Annotated in this window: 19 protein-coding genes; 12 read left to right on the top strand and 7 right to left on the bottom strand. The window is 62.3% G+C overall.

Going from position 1 to position 19,198, the window contains the following annotated elements; all coding sequences use genetic code 11:
• Window positions 1–55: 55 nt before the first annotated feature.
• Both VKR55_RS02565 and VKR55_RS02560 read left to right on the top strand, forming a co-directional pair.
• Complete coding sequence (locus VKR55_RS02565; RefSeq protein ID WP_324399349.1) at window positions 56–493, top strand: acyl-CoA thioesterase; 438 nt, start codon at window positions 56–58, stop codon at window positions 491–493.
• Complete coding sequence (locus VKR55_RS02560; protein ID WP_324399347.1) at window positions 490–1,200, top strand: EthD family reductase; 711 nt, start codon at window positions 490–492, stop codon at window positions 1,198–1,200. Before VKR55_RS02565 ends, VKR55_RS02560 begins: the two co-directional genes overlap by 4 nt.
• Here VKR55_RS02560 and VKR55_RS02555 read toward each other — a convergent pair.
• From VKR55_RS02555 to VKR55_RS02540, 4 genes are all read right to left on the bottom strand, one after another.
• The gene (locus VKR55_RS02555; RefSeq protein ID WP_324399346.1) at window positions 1,197–1,910 is read right to left on the bottom strand and encodes an ABC transporter ATP-binding protein; all 714 of its coding nucleotides are present in this window, start codon (window positions 1,908–1,910) and stop codon (window positions 1,197–1,199) included. The two genes, VKR55_RS02560 and VKR55_RS02555, sit on opposite strands and share 4 nt — an antisense overlap.
• Window positions 1,907–3,676: a branched-chain amino acid ABC transporter ATP-binding protein/permease gene (locus VKR55_RS02550; RefSeq protein ID WP_324399344.1), complete on the bottom strand. Its 1,770-nt coding sequence runs from the start codon at window positions 3,674–3,676 to the stop codon at window positions 1,907–1,909. Before VKR55_RS02550 ends, VKR55_RS02555 begins: the two co-directional genes overlap by 4 nt.
• Window positions 3,673–4,686 carry a branched-chain amino acid ABC transporter permease gene (locus tag VKR55_RS02545; RefSeq protein WP_324399342.1) on the bottom strand — a complete coding sequence of 338 codons (1,014 nt, stop codon included), beginning with the start codon at window positions 4,684–4,686 and terminating at the stop codon, window positions 3,673–3,675. Before VKR55_RS02545 ends, VKR55_RS02550 begins: the two co-directional genes overlap by 4 nt.
• Window positions 4,687–4,761: 75 nt before the next feature.
• Window positions 4,762–5,910 (bottom strand): ABC transporter substrate-binding protein, encoded by a 1,149-nt coding sequence (locus VKR55_RS02540; protein WP_324399341.1) that lies wholly within the window; start codon window positions 5,908–5,910, stop codon window positions 4,762–4,764.
• Window positions 5,911–5,972: 62 nt separating this feature from the next.
• Here VKR55_RS02540 and VKR55_RS02535 point away from each other — a divergent pair, with 62 nt between their 5' ends.
• From VKR55_RS02535 to VKR55_RS02505, 7 genes are all read left to right on the top strand, one after another.
• Window positions 5,973–6,278: a hypothetical protein gene (locus VKR55_RS02535; RefSeq protein WP_324399339.1), complete on the top strand. Its 306-nt coding sequence runs from the start codon at window positions 5,973–5,975 to the stop codon at window positions 6,276–6,278.
• Window positions 6,279–6,534: 256 nt separating this feature from the next.
• Entirely contained in the window at window positions 6,535–7,317 is a 783-nt protein-coding gene (locus VKR55_RS02530) for an aspartate/glutamate racemase family protein (protein WP_324399337.1), read from the top strand.
• A gap of 33 nt (window positions 7,318–7,350) precedes the next feature.
• Window positions 7,351–7,779, top strand: a complete 429-nt coding sequence (locus tag VKR55_RS02525) for an organic hydroperoxide resistance protein (RefSeq protein ID WP_324399335.1) — start codon at window positions 7,351–7,353, stop codon at window positions 7,777–7,779.
• Between the two features lie 25 nt (window positions 7,780–7,804).
• Complete coding sequence (locus tag VKR55_RS02520; RefSeq protein ID WP_324399333.1) at window positions 7,805–8,983, top strand: thiolase family protein; 1,179 nt, start codon at window positions 7,805–7,807, stop codon at window positions 8,981–8,983.
• Window positions 8,980–10,221 (top strand): SDR family NAD(P)-dependent oxidoreductase, encoded by a 1,242-nt coding sequence (locus VKR55_RS02515; protein ID WP_324399330.1) that lies wholly within the window; start codon window positions 8,980–8,982, stop codon window positions 10,219–10,221. Before VKR55_RS02520 ends, VKR55_RS02515 begins: the two co-directional genes overlap by 4 nt.
• A gap of 34 nt (window positions 10,222–10,255) precedes the next feature.
• Window positions 10,256–11,038 (top strand): cyclase family protein, encoded by a 783-nt coding sequence (locus VKR55_RS02510; RefSeq protein ID WP_324399328.1) that lies wholly within the window; start codon window positions 10,256–10,258, stop codon window positions 11,036–11,038.
• A gap of 5 nt (window positions 11,039–11,043) precedes the next feature.
• Window positions 11,044–12,684, top strand: coding sequence for an ATP-dependent acyl-CoA ligase (locus tag VKR55_RS02505; protein ID WP_414642286.1), 1,641 nt, complete (start codon window positions 11,044–11,046; stop codon window positions 12,682–12,684).
• Window positions 12,685–12,710: 26 nt separating this feature from the next.
• Here VKR55_RS02505 and VKR55_RS02500 read toward each other — a convergent pair whose 3' ends face one another.
• Window positions 12,711–13,217, bottom strand: a complete 507-nt coding sequence (locus VKR55_RS02500) for a MarR family winged helix-turn-helix transcriptional regulator (RefSeq protein ID WP_324399324.1) — start codon at window positions 13,215–13,217, stop codon at window positions 12,711–12,713.
• Window positions 13,218–13,648: 431 nt separating this feature from the next.
• On the opposite strand from VKR55_RS02500, the gene VKR55_RS02495 reads away from it, so the two are divergent.
• Window positions 13,649–14,827, top strand: coding sequence for an acyl-CoA dehydrogenase family protein (locus tag VKR55_RS02495; RefSeq protein ID WP_324399322.1), 1,179 nt, complete (start codon window positions 13,649–13,651; stop codon window positions 14,825–14,827).
• A 147-nt stretch (window positions 14,828–14,974) separates the two neighbouring features.
• On the opposite strand, the gene VKR55_RS02490 is transcribed toward VKR55_RS02495, so the two are convergent.
• A complete protein-coding gene (locus VKR55_RS02490; RefSeq protein ID WP_324399320.1) occupies window positions 14,975–15,538 on the bottom strand; it encodes a phosphoheptose isomerase family protein in 564 nt (187 codons plus the stop codon).
• A gap of 643 nt (window positions 15,539–16,181) precedes the next feature.
• The gene (locus VKR55_RS02485) at window positions 16,182–16,874 is read right to left on the bottom strand and encodes an SDR family NAD(P)-dependent oxidoreductase (RefSeq protein ID WP_324399318.1); all 693 of its coding nucleotides are present in this window, start codon (window positions 16,872–16,874) and stop codon (window positions 16,182–16,184) included.
• A gap of 236 nt (window positions 16,875–17,110) precedes the next feature.
• On the opposite strand from VKR55_RS02485, the gene VKR55_RS02480 reads away from it, so the two are divergent.
• Both VKR55_RS02480 and VKR55_RS02475 read left to right on the top strand, forming a co-directional pair.
• Window positions 17,111–17,914 (top strand): SDR family oxidoreductase, encoded by an 804-nt coding sequence (locus VKR55_RS02480; protein WP_324399316.1) that lies wholly within the window; start codon window positions 17,111–17,113, stop codon window positions 17,912–17,914.
• Window positions 17,907–19,109 (top strand): pyridoxal phosphate-dependent aminotransferase, encoded by a 1,203-nt coding sequence (locus VKR55_RS02475; RefSeq protein WP_324399314.1) that lies wholly within the window; start codon window positions 17,907–17,909, stop codon window positions 19,107–19,109. Before VKR55_RS02480 ends, VKR55_RS02475 begins: the two co-directional genes overlap by 8 nt.
• Window positions 19,110–19,198 lie beyond the last annotated feature (89 nt).

The following is a 19,198-nucleotide window of genomic DNA, read 5'->3' as shown; positions in this document are numbered from 1 at the left end:
CGGCCTCCAGCGGCGATGACATCGGTGTCATCAGGCACACCATTGTCGCGACCTGATGACGATGTTCTCGTTCAATCGCGAGCTGCGGTTCGGGGATTGCGATCCCTCCGGCATCGCCTACTTTCCGTCCTATCTGAACATCCTCAACGGGGTCGTCGAGGAGTTTTGGGCGGCGATCGACTTTCCCTGGTCCGGATTGATCACGCTCCGGAAGATCGGGACACCGACGGTGCATCTGACCTGCGATTTCTCCCGGCCATCGAAGTTCGGCGATCGCTTGACATTCAAGCTTCGAATAAGCCGAGTCGGCCGGGCGTCGCTGCATCTGGCGCACATCGTCTCAGGCGCGGACGGCATGCGCTGGCGCGCCCGCCAGATCCTTGCCGCAACGTCGCTCGTCGATCACCACGCGATTCCATGGCCCGATGATGTTCGCGCTGCGCTCGAGGCGCATCTGAGCGCGGACGACGAAATGCTGGCGACGCCGTCATGATCTCACTCTTCATGACATTCTCCGATCCGGCAGGCGAACGGCGGGTCCACTCCGGCGATATCGGGGCCGTAGCTGCGCTGGTAGAATCGATTCCGAATCTGACGGAAGGGTTGCTGTTCACGCCGCTGGAACAGCAGGTCGATCATCCCTACAAGGCCGACGGCTCCGGGCCTGTGTTCGGACTCCAGCTGCGGTTTCCGAACCTCTTCGCCTGTGAGGCGTCTCTTAATCGCGACGGAATTCTTGCCCAGATCGCGACGGGAAATGGCTTAACGAGCCTTGCTGGATTGCAGGTCACGCACCAGGTGATGGTGACGCGCTCGTTTCCTGTTGACGGCGCCAAGCATCCGGAAGGCACGGCAACTCCGTGCAGTTATCTCGTCCACTATCCCGGGCCGGCTGAAGACTTGAACGCCTGGCATCTGCATTATCTGGAACACCACCCACCGATCATGCGGACCTTCCCGAATGTCCGCCAGATCGAGATCTATACGCGCATCGATTGGGTCGACCGGCTGCCGTCGCAACGGGTCGAACATATGCAGCGTAACAAGCTGGTGTTCGACAGCCCGGAAGCTCTCTCGCATGCGCTGAACTCGGACGTGATCAAGCGCATGCGCGCGGACTTCGTCCGGTTCCCGGCGTTCAAAGGCGGCAATAAACACTTTCCACTGCTGACCAGGACCGTCCGGGCTGCCAGCATTTAGTGTCCGCCGAGATAGGCTGCAATCAGCCTGGGATCGTGGCTCAGGTCCTTTGCAGGGCCGGACTGCACGATCTCGCCGGTCTCGAGGACGTAGCCATAATCTGCTGTCTCGAGCGCCGCGCGGGCGTTCTGCTCGACCAGCAGGATGGACACGCCCAATTCACGCAAGGACGCGATGGTGCGGAAGATCTCGCGCACGATCAGCGGCGCGAGGCCGAGGCTGGGCTCGTCGAGCATGAGGAGTTTCGGCTTGGCCATCAGCGCGCGCCCAAGCGCGAGCATCTGGCGCTCGCCGCCGGAGAGCGTGCCAGCGGTCTGACGTTGCCGCTCCTTCAGACGGGGAAAACGCTCATAGACTTCATCGAGGGTCTTCTCGACGCCCGAGCGGTCGCGCAGGCTGTAGGAGCCGAGAAGAAGGTTGTCCGCGACTGACATGTCGGAGAACAGCTCGCGCTTCTCCGGCACCAGGCAAAGCCTGCGCTCGACGCGATCCTCGACCGACATCTTCCCGATGTCGCTGCCCCGAAAGACCATGCGGCCTCTGGATGAGAGCAGCCCAATGGCCGCCATCAGAAGCGTGGTCTTGCCGGCACCGTTTGGGCCGATCACGGTGACGATCTGCCCTTCTTCGACGGACAACGAGACATTGCGGACGGCATCGATATTGTCATAGCCGACGGTCACATCCGTCATGGAAAACATCGTGGTCACGCGACGCCTCCAAGATAGGCCTCTTGGACCCGCTCGTCGCTGCGGATCGCCGCCGGTGCGCCTTCGCACAGCTTGGATCCGAAATCGAGGACCACGATACGATCGACCAGCGACATCACGAATTCCATGTCGTGCTCGACGATCAGGATGGTCAGGTGGTCCGCGCGAAGTGATCTCAAGAGCTCGGCAAGCCTGAGCTTCTCCTGTCGGCGCAGGCCCGCCGCCGGCTCATCGAGCACCAGCAGCGCAGGGTCCGCGGCGAGAGCGCGCGCGATCTCCAGGATACGTTGATTGCCTAGGGGAAGATTGCCCGCGAGCTCGAATGGCTTTTCGCCAAGTCCAACGCGCTCGAGCTGCATCAGCGCCTCATGGCGAGCGCTGGCTTCCTCGCGCTGATTGAGGCGGAAGGCGCCGGCAAAGAGGCCAGAACGGGTGCGGGCATAGGTGCCGAGCATCACATTTTCCAGGAGGCTCATGCGCGGCCTCAGCTTCACATGTTGGAAGGTCCTTGCAATCCCGGCTCTGGCTATGCGCGATTGAGCGTTGTGGGTGATCGTCCGGTCGGCAAAGACGATCTCGCCCTTGCTGACCCGGAGCGCGCCGGTCAGGCAGTTGAACATCGTGGTCTTGCCGGCGCCGTTCGGGCCGATGACGGCGAGAATTTCGCCGGAGCGTACCTCGAAGCTCACGTTGTTGACCGCGACCAGGCCGCCGAACCGGCGCTCGGCGCCATCAACTTTCAAAAGCAGCTCGCCCGGCGTCGGCTGCGGACGGCGGGGAAGGGGTGTTGCCGGTTGCGGCCGCTCGCGCCTGACCTTCGGCAGATACCGCGCAACGAATGGCACGATGCCTTGCCTCGCCCATTGCAGGAACAGGATGAACAGTGCCGAGAAAGCGACGATCTCGAGCTGGCCGGACGCACCCTTGGCGATCAGCGGCAGATAATCCTGCACGCTGTTCTTGAGGAGCGTCACGATGGCGGCTCCGACGACACCGCCGAGAAGGCTGCCGGCGCCGCCGACCATCGTCATCATCAAGTACTCGATGCCCATGCCGGCATCGAAGAGACCGGGACTGATGAAGCGGCTCATGTGGGCATAGAGCCATCCGGAGAGCGCGGCCAGGAATGCAGCGATCACAAACGTCAGAAGCCTGATCCGAAAGGCGTCGATGCCGAGGCTCTCGACCAGGGTATTGCCGCCGCGGAGCGCGCGCATGGCGCGACCAACACGCGAATCCAGGAGGTTGTAGCCAAGGAAAAGAACGGCGGCGACGATTCCCCAGATCAGGAAATAGATCTGCTCGCTGCTGACCAGCGCGAGAGATCCGATGCTGATGGTCGGGATCGACGAGATCCCGTTGAATCGGCCGAGCCCGTCGACATTGCCGAAGAGAAAGCCTATCGCGAGACCCCATGCGACAGTGCTGAGCGAGAGAAAATGGCCCTGCAGCCGCAGGGTGACGACGCCGAGAATGGCCGCGACGCTGCACGTCAAAGCCACGCCGAATGCGAGGCCAAGCCAGGGCGAATATCCATGCAAGGCAGAGACCCATGCCGTCGCATAGGCTGCGACCCCGACGAATGCCGCCTGTCCGAAAGAGACGATTCCGCCGACACCCGTAAGCAGCGCCAGGCCGATAGCGACGAGTGAGTAGATACCAATGTAATCCATCAGCGTGATGCTGAACGGGCTCAGGACGGAAGGCGCAAGCGCAAGACACAGCACCGCGGCCGCACCAGCAAGCCGAGTTTGAGCACGGGTCATTCCTCGATCTCCTCCTCGGAATGCAGGGAGGCGAGGGATCGCCAAATCAGGATCGGGATCAGCAGGGAGAAGACAATGACGTCCTTGAGGGCGCTGCTCTGAAAGGAAGCGAAGCTTTCGAGTATTCCAACCCCTACGGCCCCGATCGCCGCACCCGGATAACTGGTCATGCCGCCGACGATCGCGCCCACGAACGCCTTGAGGCCGATCAGGAACCCGGAATCATAGAAGACGGTGTTTACGGGCGCGATCAGGATTCCTGACACGCCGGCCATGAGCGAGCCAAGCAGATAGGCGACCGTGCCCGCGCGCGCCGGCCGGATCCCCATCAATCGCGCGCCAGTCCTGTTCACCGCTGTGGCGCGCAATGACTTGCCGATCAGCGTGAAGTCGAAGAACAGGTAGAGAAGGCCGCTGAATGCGAGGGCGGCGATGACAATCAACATGGTCTGTCCCGGAATCAGGACGCCGGCGACCTCGGTCGAGAGGGATGTCAGCGGTTCGGTTCTGACCCCTTCAGGACCAAAGAACAGCAGACCCAGCCCGACTAGCGCGAAATGCAGGGCGACTGACACGATCAGAAGCAAGAGCACCGTGCCGTCGGCGATCGGACGAAAGACGATCCGATCAAGCAGAGGGGAAATCGGCGTGATCAGCATCAACGCGAGCACGAGCCTGACGCCGAGAGGCGGATCGAGGCGCATGACAAGCCAGGCGGCGCCGACAGCGGCTAACGGAAGCACGAGATAGAAGAGGAGCGCGCGCGGCAGGAGGCGAAGCTCGCCGGCGCGCGCCAGCGAGGCGATTTCGATAAGCGTCGCAAGGCAGGCGAGCACAACAACCAGTCCGCCCGTCCCTGGAAACTGCTTTGCGTCGAGAGCCGCGAGCGTCAGAGCCGTAAAGGCAGCAATGTCTCCAAACGGAATGAAAATGACCCGCGTGACAGTGAAGATGAGGACGGTTCCGATCGCCACCAGAGCATAAATTGCGCCGGTGGCGATCCCATCCACAGCGAGAATGGCTGCGATATCACTCGTCATGCCGATGTCGCATCCCCGTTTTCAACCGCAGCCCCGCGATCAGGATCAGGGCGCGTATTTCCATGCACCATTGGTCAGGCGCACGACGACAAGCGAGCGTTCATCCACTCCGGTTACCGCACCCGGCTTGAAATTATAGACCGCATGTACGCCCGACAGTTCCTTGGTGCTCAGGATGGCATCCCGCAGCGCGGTGCGGAATTCGACTGTTCCTGGTTTTGCGGCTTTGATCGCGCGCTCGGCGGCCGACGTAAAGATCAGCCACGCATCGAACGAGTACGCCGAAAATCCGTCGGTCGTGGGGACGCCGTTTACCTTCTGATAGACCTCGCGGAATTTCAAAGCGAGCTTCTTCGCAAAGTGATCGTCGGGAAGCTGCTCGGCCACGATCACCGGTCCGGCGGAGACCTGGATGCCCTCTGCAGCTTTGCCGCCGACATGCACGAAATCCGGATTGACGAGGGCGACCGTGCCGTAAGTGTTGCCCTTGAAGCCGCGCTCTGCGAGCGTCAGGAGAGGCAGCGCGCCCTGCGTGCCCGAGCCGCCGATCAGCACCGCATCGGGCCGTGCGGCCAGCACCTTCAGGATTTGCGCGGTCACCGAGGTGTCGGTTCGGGCATAGCGCTCGTTGGTCTGCAGCTTGATGCCGTCGGTCGCTTCGGCGGCCTTGGCGCCGTTATAGACGAGATCACCCCAGGCATCGGAAAAGCCGATGTAGCCGATGTTCTTCATGCCGTCGCGCTTCATGCGGTCGGCAACGATCTTGACGAGGAGAGAGGCCGGCTGCGGCACCGAGATCACCCATTGTTCCGGTGATTCCGGAAGCTTGCCGATCGGAGCCAAGGCGATCATCGGCACTTTCAGTTCGCTCGCCACCGCCGCCATGGCAATGGTCGAGGGAGTGGTGGCCGTGCCGATCAGCAGGTCCACCTTCTCTTCTTCCACCAGCTTGCGCGCGTTGCGTGTCGCGGCTGACGGATCGGACCCATCGTCGAGCTGGATCAGGCGGATGGTCTCGCCATTGATCGTCTTTTTATATTCATGAGCGGCATTAATGCCCTTCCCATACGGGATACCGATCGATGAGCCGGGGCCGCTCAACGAGGTGACAAAGCCAATGGTAATGTCGGCCCGCGCGGCCGGTGCCGCAAACACGCCGGCGGCAAGTGCGAGTAAGCTCAGAATCTTGCGCATTTGCGTTCTCCTCCGTTGATGCAGGGTATGAGTTCTTGGAATCGGTCGGGTGGGGAGCCCGAATGACTAACGTGCCGATCGAAAGCGTTGCTGCAGCGCCAAACGCCGGGCGTGACCAGGGAGCGTTCGCTCGGCAGGGCGTCAACGGCCATGATGACGGCTACCGCAGAAATAGCGGGCCCATCGGCAGGAGCCGGCGTGCGTCTTTCGAAGCGACGAAAGGTCGTTGCCGTGATCGCGACGCGCGAGCGGCGATGCTGCTGCCGGTTGTCCAAGCCGGACGACTGTCCGCACGATCGAGCCTCTCAAAATCGGAGCCCTGCAACATCATTATTGTGGCCGCCGCGCTGGCGACGGAAGTTATTTAAAGCCTAAAGTATTTTTGGTGGGGCCGTCAACACGTGTCACCGGGTTGTCAGAAAAAAATGTCGTTGCATACAATTCGGCGGGTATGCCCCGCTTACTTTTTGGTTTGCCGTATGGGAGCGGTGTGCTCGCGATGGCGCAATGACGCGCATCTTTGGGACCGCCACGCGCATTTGACGCGTCAATTAGTTTATGGTTGAAATATATCCATCGGCGGCCGACGACCGATCCTCCCATACCCGTTCGAGGAGACGGACGATGCGCATCTTCTGGCAAAGCTTCGTTGATGCGAGCGCGAACGCGCCCTACATGGCGCTGCTGTCGGAATACCTCAACAACATTGCAGCGCCCGGCACGACAGTTCATGTCGAGGGGATTTCGCCGCCGGATCGGGAGTTCGGACGGCTCGCCGAGTTGCGCTGTGCCGTCCAGGCGATCGACAACGGAATTGCTGCTGAAGAGAGCGAGTACGATGCCTTCGTGATGGGACATTTCCAGGATCCCGGACTTTATGAGCTTCGCTCGGCGCTTGATATTCCTGTGATCGGAACCGGCGAGGCCTCGCTCCTTGCGGCGTCGCAACTTGGCCGGCGTCTCGGCCTCGTGACGCTCGATCCCGTCTTCGAGGTCTGGCACTACGAGCAGGCCGAGCGTTACGGCCTCGGCAATCGCGTCATCCACGTGACGGGTCTCGGCTGCAAGCCCGAGGACTTCGCAAGTGCCTTTGCGGGCGATCAGGCCGCCCAGACCCGCATGATCAAGGATTTTGTCGCCTGCGCGCTTCCGCTTGTGGAGCGGGGCGCCGATGTCGTGATCCCGGCCGGTGTGCTGCCGGGCCTTTTGATTGGACGTGAGCACGGCCTGAAGGTCGGGCACGCGCCCGTGGTCAATTGTGCCGCCGTGGCGCTGAAGAGCGCAGAGATGTGGGTGCAGCTCCGGCGGCTCAATGGTACCGAGCCCAGCCGCGGGCCGAGCTTCAAGCGGGCCAGCGCCTTGGCCCGCAGCGATTTCCGTGCACTGCTTGCTCGCAACAGCCGCTAGGCCGGATGCAGAGGCCGGTCCTGGGAGAACGACATGATGACGCCTGAGAAGATTCTGTACGAAACCGAAGTGACGGCGACCGGAGGTCGGGACGGCAAGGCTGCAAGCGCCGACGGTCTGCTTTCGGTGTCGCTGTCCGTGCCGAAATCGATGGGCGGCCCCGGGGGCGAGGGAACCAATCCCGAGCAGCTCTTTGCGGCCGGTTATGCCGCCTGCTTTCTCGGTGCGGTCAAGCTCGTGGCGAGCACCAGGAAGGTCGTGCCGTCCGCGGAGCCCGCGGTGACAGCGAAAGTCGCCATGGGGCCGGTTCCTGTCGGCTACGCGCTCGCGGTCGAACTGACGGTCAGTCTGCCTGGCGTCGCCAAATCATTGGCGGAAGAGGTCGTCGCGGGCGCGCACGAGCGTTGCCCCTATTCGAATGCGACCCGCGGCAACATTGACGTGAAGCTGACGGTGATCTGAGGCGGACAGGCGAGGCGGGCAACCGGTGAAGACTTCGCTGCGCACACCTTACAACGGCATCGTGATGGCGGCTCCCGTCACGATTCCCTATGTGCGCTACTCCATCGAAAGCGCGCAGTGGTGGATCGGCCGCGCACTGAGCGCGCTCGTCGCGCAGGCCGGCATCAAGCCCACCGACATTGACGGTCTCTGCGTATCCAGCTTCACCATGGGCCCCGACAGCGGGATCGGCTTGACCCAGCATTTCGGGCTGTGTGTACGATGGCTGGACACGATCCCGCTCGGCGGCGCAAGCGCCATCGCTGCCTTGCGCCGGGCGGCACGCGCGGTCCAGGCGCACGACGCCGACATCGTGGCCTGCGTGGCCGGTGACACCAACCACGTCGATTCCTTCCGCCTGACGCTCGAGAACTTCTCGCGCTTCAACCAGGACGCCGTCTATCCCTACGGCGCGGGAGGCGCCAATTCGAGCTTCGCGCTCATTGCGCGCAACTACATGCGGAGCTCCGGTGTCACGCGCGAGGATGTCGGCAGGATTGCAGTCGCCCAGCGCGCCAATGCGCTGCGCAACCCGTACGCGCTGATGAAGGCGCCGCTGACGATCGAGCAATATCTTGCGGCCCGGCCGATTTCCGATCCGATCCATCTGTTCGATTGCGTGATGCCCTGCGCCGGCGCGGAAGCGTTTCTGGTGATGCGGGACGAGACGGCGACTTCTCTGGGGTTGCCGGCCGCCCGACTGCTTTCGACGATCGAACGGCACAATGCGTTTGCCGAGGACGCGATGCAGGTGCGCGGCGGCTGGGCGATGGATGTCGGTGAGCTCTACGCGATGGCCGGCGTGAAGCCAGACGATCTCGATGTCGTGCAGACTTATGACGATTATCCGGTTATCACCATGATGCAGTTCGAGGATCTCGACTTCTGTAAAAAAGGCGAGGGCGCGGAGTTCGTGCGCCAGCACGATCTGACGATCGCAGGCAATTTTCCGCACAACACTTCGGGCGGACAGCTTTCGGTCGGACAGGCCGGCGCGGCCGGCGCCTATCTCGGTCTTGTCGAAGGACTGCGGCAGGTCTTGGGTATCGCGGGCCCCACGCAGGTGAAGAATGCACGCCTCGGTTTGGCCTCTGGGTTCGGTATGATCAATTATGACCGCGGTCTGGCCTCCGGCGCCGCGATCTTTGCAGGGCCCTCGCAATGATCGATCCGATTGAGCCGCCCCGGCGCAAGAACCCGCTGTTGCGGACACGGTTGCCCACGTCGCCGCCAAGGCCGCGGAGCAGGAAGTCGCACGGGTTTACGCGCGCGGCCGCCGAAGGACGTTTCATGCTGCAGCGCTGCGAGGCCTGCGGCACCTTTGCTTATCCGGCGCGCGAAGCGTGCCCCTCGTGCCTGTCGGCCAGTCTCGCATTCGTCAATGCGCCGTGTCAGGGCATGCTTCTCGCCGAGACGACGGCGCGCGTGCCGAGCGACGTCTATTTCCGCGAGCGGGCGCCCTGGCGCATCGGTCTTGTCAAGATGGACTGTGGCCCGACCATTGTGGCTCACCTCCACACCGATTGTGTGGAGGGAGCGCCGGTCCGCATGTCGTTGCAACTCGACAAGAGCGGTCAGGCCGTGGCCTTTGCCCGACCCGAGGAGGAGACTCCCAATATGGCAGACGACAGGCAGTGGCGGGAAATGACCGCCGATCCGAAGTTCCGGCGGGTGCTTGTGACGAACGGCCGCAGTGTGGTTGGCCAGGAGGCCGTCGCTGCATTGAAGGCGGCGGGCGCAAAAACGGTGTTCGTCGGCGTCGCCGAACCATGGCGGCCGTTTGCCGGCGAGGCGCAGTTGCGGGCTCAGGAGGGGATCGAGATCGTCACCCTTGATGCGGCCGATGAAAAGGCGGTTGCCGATCTCGCAGCCGACATCGGCGGCAAGGTCGATATTCTCGTCAACACGACAGAATATGTGCGACCGGGCGGCCTGCTGGATCGCAGGGGTACGAGCATCGCGCGGGACGAGATCGATCAGGCCTATCTTGGCTTCATCAATCTCGCGCAGGCCTTCGGAGCGGCGATGCGGATGCGTGGCGCGGATGGCATCAACAACAGCGTCGCCTGGGTCAACATTCTCTCCGTCTATGCGCTGGCGAACTGGCCTGCTTTCGGCGCGTATTCGGCGTCGCAAGCCGCATGCTTGTCGCTCTCTCACTGTCTTCGCGCGGAGCTCAGGCCCGGCGGCGTCAAAGTCATGAACCTGTTCACGGGGCCTGTTGATATCGAGTGGTTCCAGACCGTGCCGCCGCCGAAGGTTGCGCCACGCGCCATTGCGCAGGCGATCGTATCGGGGCTCAAAAACGGACTTGAAGAGATGTATGTCGGAGATGTCGCTGAAGAAATTCGGCAACGTCTGGCGTCCAATCCAAAAGCGCTCGAGCGCGAGCTCGACAGGTGAGAAGCGGATTTCAACCGAACCGGAGGGCATGACAATGCAAAGCAAGGATCTCCTGGAGCTGGCGGGTGCGATTTCTTCCGGCGCGGTGCGCGTTGTCGATCTGACCTTTACGCTCAGCCCGGATTTTCCTGTCATCGTGCTTCCGCCGGAGTTCGGCCAGGCGGCTCCAGTCCGCATCCAGGAGATTTCGCGATACGACGGTCGCGGACCCGCCTGGTACTGGAACAACGTGACGTTCGGCGAGCACACGGGCACGCATTTCGACGCGCCGATACACTGGTTCACCGGAAAAAATCTGCCGAACAACGCCGTCGACACGATGCCGGCAAAGGACATGATCGCGCCGGCCTGCGTCATCGATTGCTCCGTGCAGGCAGCTCAGGATCCGAACTTCCTTCTGACGATGCCGATCGTCGAGGCTTGGGAGGCGCAGCACGGACGGATCCCCGCGCGTCACTGGGTCCTGCTGCGAACCGACTGGTCCAAGAAGGCATGGCGCGACTACTCAAGCCTCAGGGATGATGGTGCTCATACACCCGGTCCCAATCCGGCCGTCATGAAATGGCTGGTGGAGGAGCGCGGCATCATCGGCTTCGGCACCGAGACCATCGGCACCGATGCCGGACAGGCAGGACACTTCGAGCCGCCGTATCCGGCGCATCACTTCCTGCACGGCGCAGGCCGCTACGGCCTGCAGTGTCTTTGCAACCTGGATCAGCTTCCCGCCACAGGCGCTGTCATCGTGGCCTCGCCCTTGAAGATCCAGAACGGCTCCGGCAGTCCGCTCCGCGTGATCGCACTGGTCTCCTCGAGCTGAAGCGAATGAATGGCGCTGTTCATCAAGATGCGGCCGGGCAGGCAAACGTGACGCCGGCTTGGGCGCGCGCGGTCGAGCTGTTTCCGCCGCCGGATCGGATCCTCTCCACTATCCTCACGCGACAGGCCGAGCGCTACCAAGATCGCGTTTTGCTTGTCTCGGGGGAGGCAAGCTGGACCTATTCGCAGACTGCTGCGATTGCGGCCGCATCTGCCCGGACACTCCTCGAAGCCGGGATCAAGCCCGGCGACCGGGTCGCGCTGATGTCCTCGAACCGGCCGGAGTTTCTTCAAGTCTATCTGGGCTGCGCATGGCTCGGTGCGATCGTGGTGCCGATCAACACGGCGCTGCGCGGCTTTCAGCTATCTCATATCTTCCGCAACTCGCGCCCCGCGCTCCTCGTCGTCGAGGCGCAATTTCTTGCCGCGATCGGGACTGTGGAGGCAGACGTCGAACTGCCGTCTCAGACGTGGACCGTCGGTTCTGTCACCGGGACCGGCGACGCGAGGTCGGTTCCGCTGCCGGCGCTTGGAGCTGGAGCCCTCGCGGGGGCGCTGCGTCCGGGCGATACCGTTGCAATCCTTTACACATCGGGCACCACGGGCCCAGCCAAAGGCGTGTGCTGTCCGCAGGCGCAGCTATTCTGGTGGGGTATCTACTCGGCGCGGGCGCTTGGCATCCGCGAAGGCGACGTGCTGTTCACGACGCTGCCGCTGTTCCACACCAACGCGCTGAATGCGTTCTATCAGGCGGTCCTGAACGGATGCACTTACGTCCTGGAGCCGAAGTTCTCCGCGTCAGGCTTCTGGCCGGCAGCGCGACGACACAATGCGACGGTCGGCTATCTGCTCGGAGCGATGGCGTCGATGCTTCTGGCGCAGCCCACGACGGAGGACGATGCCGCCCATCGCGTTCGCGTCGCACTTGGCGGCGGTGTACCGCCCCAAATCCACCGGCCATTTCTTGAGCGGTTCGGCGTGCCTTTGGTCGACGGCTATGGTTCTACGGAGACCAACTTTGTGTTCGCCGGGGCGATCCCGTCAGACCGTCCGGGGACGATGGGTTACCTGGCTGACGGCGTTGAAGCCCGGATCGTCGATGAAAACGATTCAGAGTTGCCCGACGGGCAAGCCGGTGAGCTTGTCCTTCGTGCCAGGGAACCCTTTGCATTTGCTACGGGGTATTACGGCATGCCGGACAAGACGGTGGAGGCCTGGCGAAATCTGTGGTTCCACTCTGGTGATCGCGTCGTTCGAGATCCGGACTACCATTATCGCTTCATCGACCGCATGAAGGATTCGATCCGCAGGCGCGGCGAGAACGTGTCCTCCTGGGAGGTCGAGCAGACCATCCTGTCCCATCCCGCGGTCGCTGCTTGCGCCATCTACCCGCTGCCGTCCGAACTGGGAGAGGACGAGGTTGCGGCCGCGATCCTGCTGGAGCCGGGGCAATCGCTGGAGCCCGCCGACATCGTCAGGCATTGCGAAGGGCAGATCGCCTATTTCGCAATCCCCCGCTATGTACGCATCGTGAGCCAGATGCCGCTGACGGAGAACAGCAAGATCAAGAAGGGCGTGCTGCGCGATGCGGGCGTGACGGCGGATACATGGGACCGCGAAGCGGCTGGGATTCGCGTGCGCCGCTAGCCGTCGCGCCTGGACTCTGCGCAGGCTCACGATTTCCGAATTGTCCCCCTGACAGCACCCTTGAGGTCGTCGAGCTCGCCGATCAACCCGTCGAGCCGATCCGTCGGGAATTCCGACAGAAGTTCAGCCAGCCACGAGCCATGGCGCTTGGCCATGCGCCTGAAGGCCTTCCGTCCCTCCACCGTCATGCAGACGATCTGCACGCGTCGATCCAGGTTTGATGGCGTGCGGGTGATGTACCCATCCTCGACCAGGCGGTCCACGATCGGCGTGAGATTCCCGGCAGAGACCATCAGGCGCTTGGGCAGTTCGCCGAGCACCAGTCCACTGGGCTCGCGGTCAAGCTGTGCAAGAACGTCGAAGCGCGGCATCGTGAAATCGAATTCTTCGCGAAACCGGCGCCGCAGCTCGCCCTCGATGAGCGTCGTGCAGGCAAGCAGCCGCAGCCAAAGCCGTGTTTGAGCCCGATACTCGGTCTCCTGATCGGCCCCATTCCTGATTGAAACAGGCGGGAACTCCTTCGCGAGTGCCAAATCAAATCTCCGGGGTCACTTGGCCTGTTGACGGCTTTCGTGGATGGTCGGCAGGATAGTTCGTGCCAAAAGTAAATTCAAGACGCGGCCGGAGCGCCTTCGAATCGACTCCGCTGGGTGATGAATTTGCGGCCTTTCAGCAGATTGATGCCGCCAAGGCTCTCCGTCGGCGCGGTTCGCACGGAAGCGCCTTGACAATCGGCTCTTCGTCAAAATATTTTATGTTTAAAATAATTACCGGAAAGCTCTGCATGCGGTGCGGTGGGTACGCGAAAGCGAGGGATCAAGCGCATCGTCTGAATCGTCAATCTCGCACGTCCGCAGCCGCGGAGGTCCGGTGAGGGATGAAGCTTTCCATGCGGACCGTTGCGCCCCGGGTCGAGGGTTGCAACGCCTGCGGGGTGCGCGAACCAATCCTTTGAGGGCGATAAATGAGCTCCATTGCAAAGACCATCTCCCGGGACTGGCTGGATTTGCCTTTTTTCGAGCCGCGTCACCGTTCGGTCTGCGAGGCACTCGACCGGTTCGTGATGTGGGGTGGCCTCGACACCGTTGATCACAACGACGTCGACAGCGCCTGCCGCAAGCTCGTTCGCGCGCTTGGCGCGGCGAAATTGCTGGATTGCGCCGTGGCATCGCCTGATGGCGACGTCACCACGATCGATTCCCGCTCGATCTGTCTGTCGCGCGAGACGTTGGCCTACGCCGATGGTCTGGCCGATTTCGCATTCGCGATGCAGGGGCTGGGGTCGGGGGCGATCGCTCTTGCCGGATCGCCGGAGCTGCGAAATTCAGTTCTGCCGAAGGTCCGTTCGGGCGAATGGCTTGCCGCCTTTGCACTCTCGGAGAAGGACGCCGGCTCCGATGTTGCGGCGATGAGCTGCACGGCGCGGGAAGATGGCGACAGCTACGTTCTGGACGGCGAGAAGACCTGGATCTCAAACGGCGGGATTGCCGACGTCTACACGCTGTTCGCGCGGACCGGAGACGCGCCGGGTGCACGCGGGATCTCCGCCTTTGTCATTTACCCCGATGATCCCGGTTTCAGGGTAGCGGATCGCATTGATATCGTCGCGCCGCATCCGCTGGCGACATTGCGACTGGAGAATTGCCGCATCCCGGCAAGCCGGCGTCTTGGAGGGTCGGGCGGCGGTTTCAAGATCGCGATGCAGACCCTCGATATCTTCCGGGCGTCGGTCGCGGCGGCAGCGCTTGGCTTCGCGCGGCGGGCGCTGGAGGAGGCGCGCCTGCATGCGCAGAACCGGCGCATGTTCGGCGCCACCCTGTCCGACCTGCAACTGACCCAGGCGGCGCTCGGCGATATGGCGACCGAGACCGACGCCGCGACGCTCCTGACCTACCGTGCGGCCTGGCGTCGCGATGTTCAGAAGCTGCCGACCACCCGCGAAGCTGCAATGGCCAAGCTCGCGGCCACCGAGACCGCACAGCGCGTCGTCGATCGCGCCGTGCAGATGTTTGGCGGTCGCGGCGTGCGCAAGGGCGAGATTGTCGAAAGCCTTTATCGCGAAGTCCGCGCGCTCCGCATCTACGAGGGCGCGACTGAAGTTCAGAAGCTGATTGTTGCGCGCGAACTGCTGAAGCCGCGCTGAGGAGGTCTGACGTGTCGCTGCCGGAAACTTGACCGGAATGATCCGTTCGCCTTGGAAACCCCAGCTCCGCGTAGGGGAGCGGCTGGTCCAGAAAAACGGCGCATGCGGCGCGGACAATGGCTGATGCCGCGCGTTCGCGACCTAACATCACTCTAGGTTGGTGTGACGCGCGCGCATCGTCTCCACAGTCTCGTGGAGTAGAGGGCGAAGTTTGAGGACCACGAGTTCGAAGAAGACCATCTGAGCCGCTTCAAATAGCGAACCCATCGGCAGTATCGACGCATTGGCAACACTGTCATCCGCCATGGTCTGCGCAGGAATAACGGTCACCACGTCGACTTGCTCGGCCAGCGGCGCCTTTGGTTGAGCTGTAATCAGAGCTGTACGTGCTCCGGCTTCCCGAGCCCTGCAAACCAGGACGCGCACTGTCGCCAAGTCTCCCGGCCCCGCCGAGACGACGAGTAAATCACGGCCCCCCAGTGCCGGCATCGACATGTCACCCCAGACCGTGGCATCGCGACCAAGGTGAAACAGACGCATCGCGAAGCCTCGCATCTGCAATCCTTCCCGTCCGCAGCCGAAGAGAACAATCCTTCTTGCAGCAATGATTGCATCGATCAGTTCGTCGGCGCAGTCGTCCGGCATTCGCCCGAATACGTCGGATAGTTCACGAAGCGCGCCCATAGCCATACCCGACAACGTTTCGGTCATAGTTCTCTCCGTCTGCTTGCATCCTGTTAGCCCGCCGAATCTCTTCCAGATTGGCACTACGAACGATGCGGAAGCATCTCAGAGTATGGCATGTCCGGTCCGCCGAAATCATGTGATCAGCGGCGACGCGTAGCGTCGGCCGGAAATTCCTGAAGATGGCTCGCCGCGCCTATGTTTGGCGCCGGGACGGCAGATACCTGTTTAGAGGCGGGCCTTGTACTCCGCCGCTGTCGCCTTTAGCTCGAACAGCATCGGGCCGTTGATCTTCTCGATGTGGATGCAGCCGTCTGAACGGGCTCAACTGCGTTGGCGAGTTCGGCGATGTTGCCGGCTGCAACGTCCGGATCAGCGTAGGCGCCGGTCGCTCACAAACTTCACAAGTCCTCGAATTCATATTGTTGCCGGACGGCAACATCGCGGATGTTCCGCAATGCGGCGGTCGATTCTATGCTCCCATTTCGCCGCCTTTTTGCCTAAGTTCAGGTCGCCGGGGGCTGGGGCATTTGATCTCGTAGAAATTATTCCCGGATGGGCCGTGAGCGAGCCACGGCCCTTTTGGTTTTGTGCGCGATTGGATGCCGGAGTTCTCGAAGACAACTCGGGCATCCAGAATTTCAAGCGGCCGCTCAACCCGTCATTTCACCTACAACATCGGTTCGAACTGGCAATGCACCAGCAGTTCGGAGACCGAGGCGTTGTTCGGCAGCATCAGAACGGTTTCGACCAGCCGGGCGATGTCGCCGGGTTGGCTCATCTCATGGCGGGGAATTTCGTCATCGTTCAACGTCATGTCCGTAGCGACATAGCCAGGACAGATGACGGTGGCCCTAATGCCCGTTGCGCGACCCTCGCGGCGGATCCCGTGCGTGAGTGCGACCACGGCGAATTTGGTCATGGCGTAGCCGACATTGCTTCCTACCCGCTTGCCGGCGAGTGATCCAAGATTGACCACCCGTCCGTGGCCGCAGACCGCCAGATGGGGCAGGGCGGCCCTGATGACACGCAGCGGGCCCTTGACGTTGATCCGCCACATCTCTTCCAGCTCATCCTCGCCCTCGTCCGACACTCGGACCTTCGGATTGATGCCGGCTGCGTTGACGATAGCGTCCACGCCGCCCCATCGCCCGAGCGTCGCCTTGACCCACGCTATCGGGCTCTCGGTATCGTCAGCATTATAGTGGTGCGTCATGACCCGCTCGCTCTGCTGAAGGCTGTTGGGATCACGAAGGCCTGCCGAGACACGGAACCCCGAGGCCACGAGTCGATCGACCACGGCGCGTCCGATGCCCCGCGAGGCGCCCGAGACCATGACGATCCGATTGTTGACCTCCAGCATGCACGTTTTCTCTCGCAAGGATGAGCAAGGGGACCCGGAGCGAATGTAGGGGGACATGGCCGAAAGCGAGTAAGAGCAATTCACTCTGCCGGTATCGGTGGCGCTTATGGGGATGCGTGCGGGTCGGTTGAGCCATCGGCCATCCTTATGAGGGCAGATCGAATCCCTTCTATCTGCGAGCGTTCATGTGAACGTAGTGTTCCGCCGCTCCGCTTGATCGCAAGAGAGCCATGCGGATGGGATTTGCGGACTACCGAACGGCATTGGTGACGGGCGCGTCCTCGGGCATCGGGGCTCCGACTGTTCGCCGCCTAAGCGCAGACGGGCTAAAGGTCTACGCGGTCGCTCGGGATGCGAGACGGCTGGCGAGCTTGTCGACCGAGACTGGGTGTCGTGCCTGCGCTGTCGATGTCAGCGACCTTGACGCTTTGACGGAACTGGCGAGTTCGGCCGAGTTCGACGTTCTCGTCAATAATGCGGGCCAGTCCCGGCGCGGCAGCATTCTGAATACCGCCGCGGAGGATGTCGACATACTCGTGGACGTGAATTTGCGGGCGGTCCTCCATCTCACGCGGCTGATCGTGCCGGGCATGGCCAGGCGTGACCGCGGGCACGTCGTAAACATCTCCTCCATCGCTGGTCACTACGCATTCGGCGAGAACGCGACGACCTTCAATTCTTCGGTTGCCCATCACGCGACCAAGGCAGGCATCCATTCGCTGTCGCAGCAGTTGCGCGTTGATCTTTGCGGCACCCGGGTTCGCGTTACCGAGGTGTCGCCGGGTCGAGTCGCGACCACCATTTTCCAGAACCGGAACGTCGGCGGTGACGGCAATGACCGCTTTGTTGGTGCATTCGAGACGCTTCACCCCGAAGACATTGCGGACGCGATCGCGTTCGCCGTCGGATCGCCGCTGCGCATGAACGTGGCGATGCTCGAGGTCATTCCGACGTTTCAGGTCATAGGGGAGTTGCGATTTGCGCGTCGATCCGAGGCCGCGCAACCTGTGGAGACAAGAAGTGGAGCCGATAATGCCTGAACTTGCGAACCGCCTCAAAACCGTGAAGGTATCCGCCTCGGCGGCCATGACGGACAAGGCGCGTGAGTTGCGCGATGCGGGCGTCAAGATCGTCAGCCTGTCTTCCGGCGAGCCCGATTTCCCGACACCTGCACATGCCATTGATGCCGCGCATCGGGCGGCGCTCGCGGGGGACACCAAGTATCCGGCGATGCCCGGAACCGTGGCTCTGAGAACCGCGGTCCAGCGCAAGTTCAAGCGTGAGAACAACCTTGACTACGCTCTTGATGAAATCCTGATCGCCAACGGGGGCAAGCAGATCATCTTTAACGCGCTGTTCGCCACCTGCAATCCCGGCGACGAGGTGGTCATTCCGGCGCCGGGCTGGATTACCTACGCCGACATCGTTCTGCTCGCGGAGGCGTCACCCATAGCCGTGCCGTGTCCAGAGAATAACCAGTTCAAGCTTCGGCCGGCGGATCTCGAGGCCGCGATCACGCCAAGGACAAAATGGCTGATCCTGAATTTCCCGAACAATCCGACCGGCGCCGCTTGCTCGCACGCCGAGATGCGCGCGATCGCGGACGTCATGCTGAAGCATCCCGACGTCTGGATCCTCACCGATGACATCTATGAACATCTCACCTATGATGGTTTCGAGTTCTGCACTATCGCGCAGGTCGAACCCAGGCTGAAGGACCGCGTCATAACCGTCAACGGCGCATCCAAGGCCTACGCCATGACGGGCTGGCGCGTCGGCTATTGCGGTGGCCCCAAGACCTTGATTGCGGCCATGACCAATGTCCACGGTCAGGCGACAGGCGGAATCTGTACACTGAGCCAGGCGGCCACCGTGGCGGTTCTGGACGGTCCTCAGGATTTCCTGAAAGAGCGCGCCGACATCTATCGCGACAGGCGCGATCTGGTGGTTTCGCTCCTCAATCGAATCCCCGGGATCACCTGCCACAAGCCCCAGGGCGCATTCTATGTGTTCCCGAACATTGCCGGCTGCATCGGCAAGACGTCCAAGGGAGGGCGGCGGCTGGATACCGACGCCGACTTCATATCTGCCCTTCTGGAAGAGCAGCATGTCGCCGCCGTTCATGGCGGGGCCTATGGAATGAGCCCGTATTTCCGGATTTCCTACGCGACCGACATCGAGTCCTTGAAGGAGGGCTGCCGGCGTATTGCGAATTTTTGCGAGGGCTTGCGCTAACGGGAGGTGTGGATGAGGCGGGCTCAGTGATCGAAGTTCAGGCAGGATGCCGCGCCGATTGTCATAACCGTTTGCGATGCCCCTAAACG

Origin of the sequence: Bradyrhizobium sp. (genome assembly GCF_035309285.1) — a bacterium.
Taxonomy (GTDB): Bacteria; Pseudomonadota; Alphaproteobacteria; order Rhizobiales; family Xanthobacteraceae; genus Bradyrhizobium.
The sequence above is the reverse complement of the archived record's forward strand: the minus strand, read 5'-3'. Positions and strand labels throughout refer to the sequence as shown.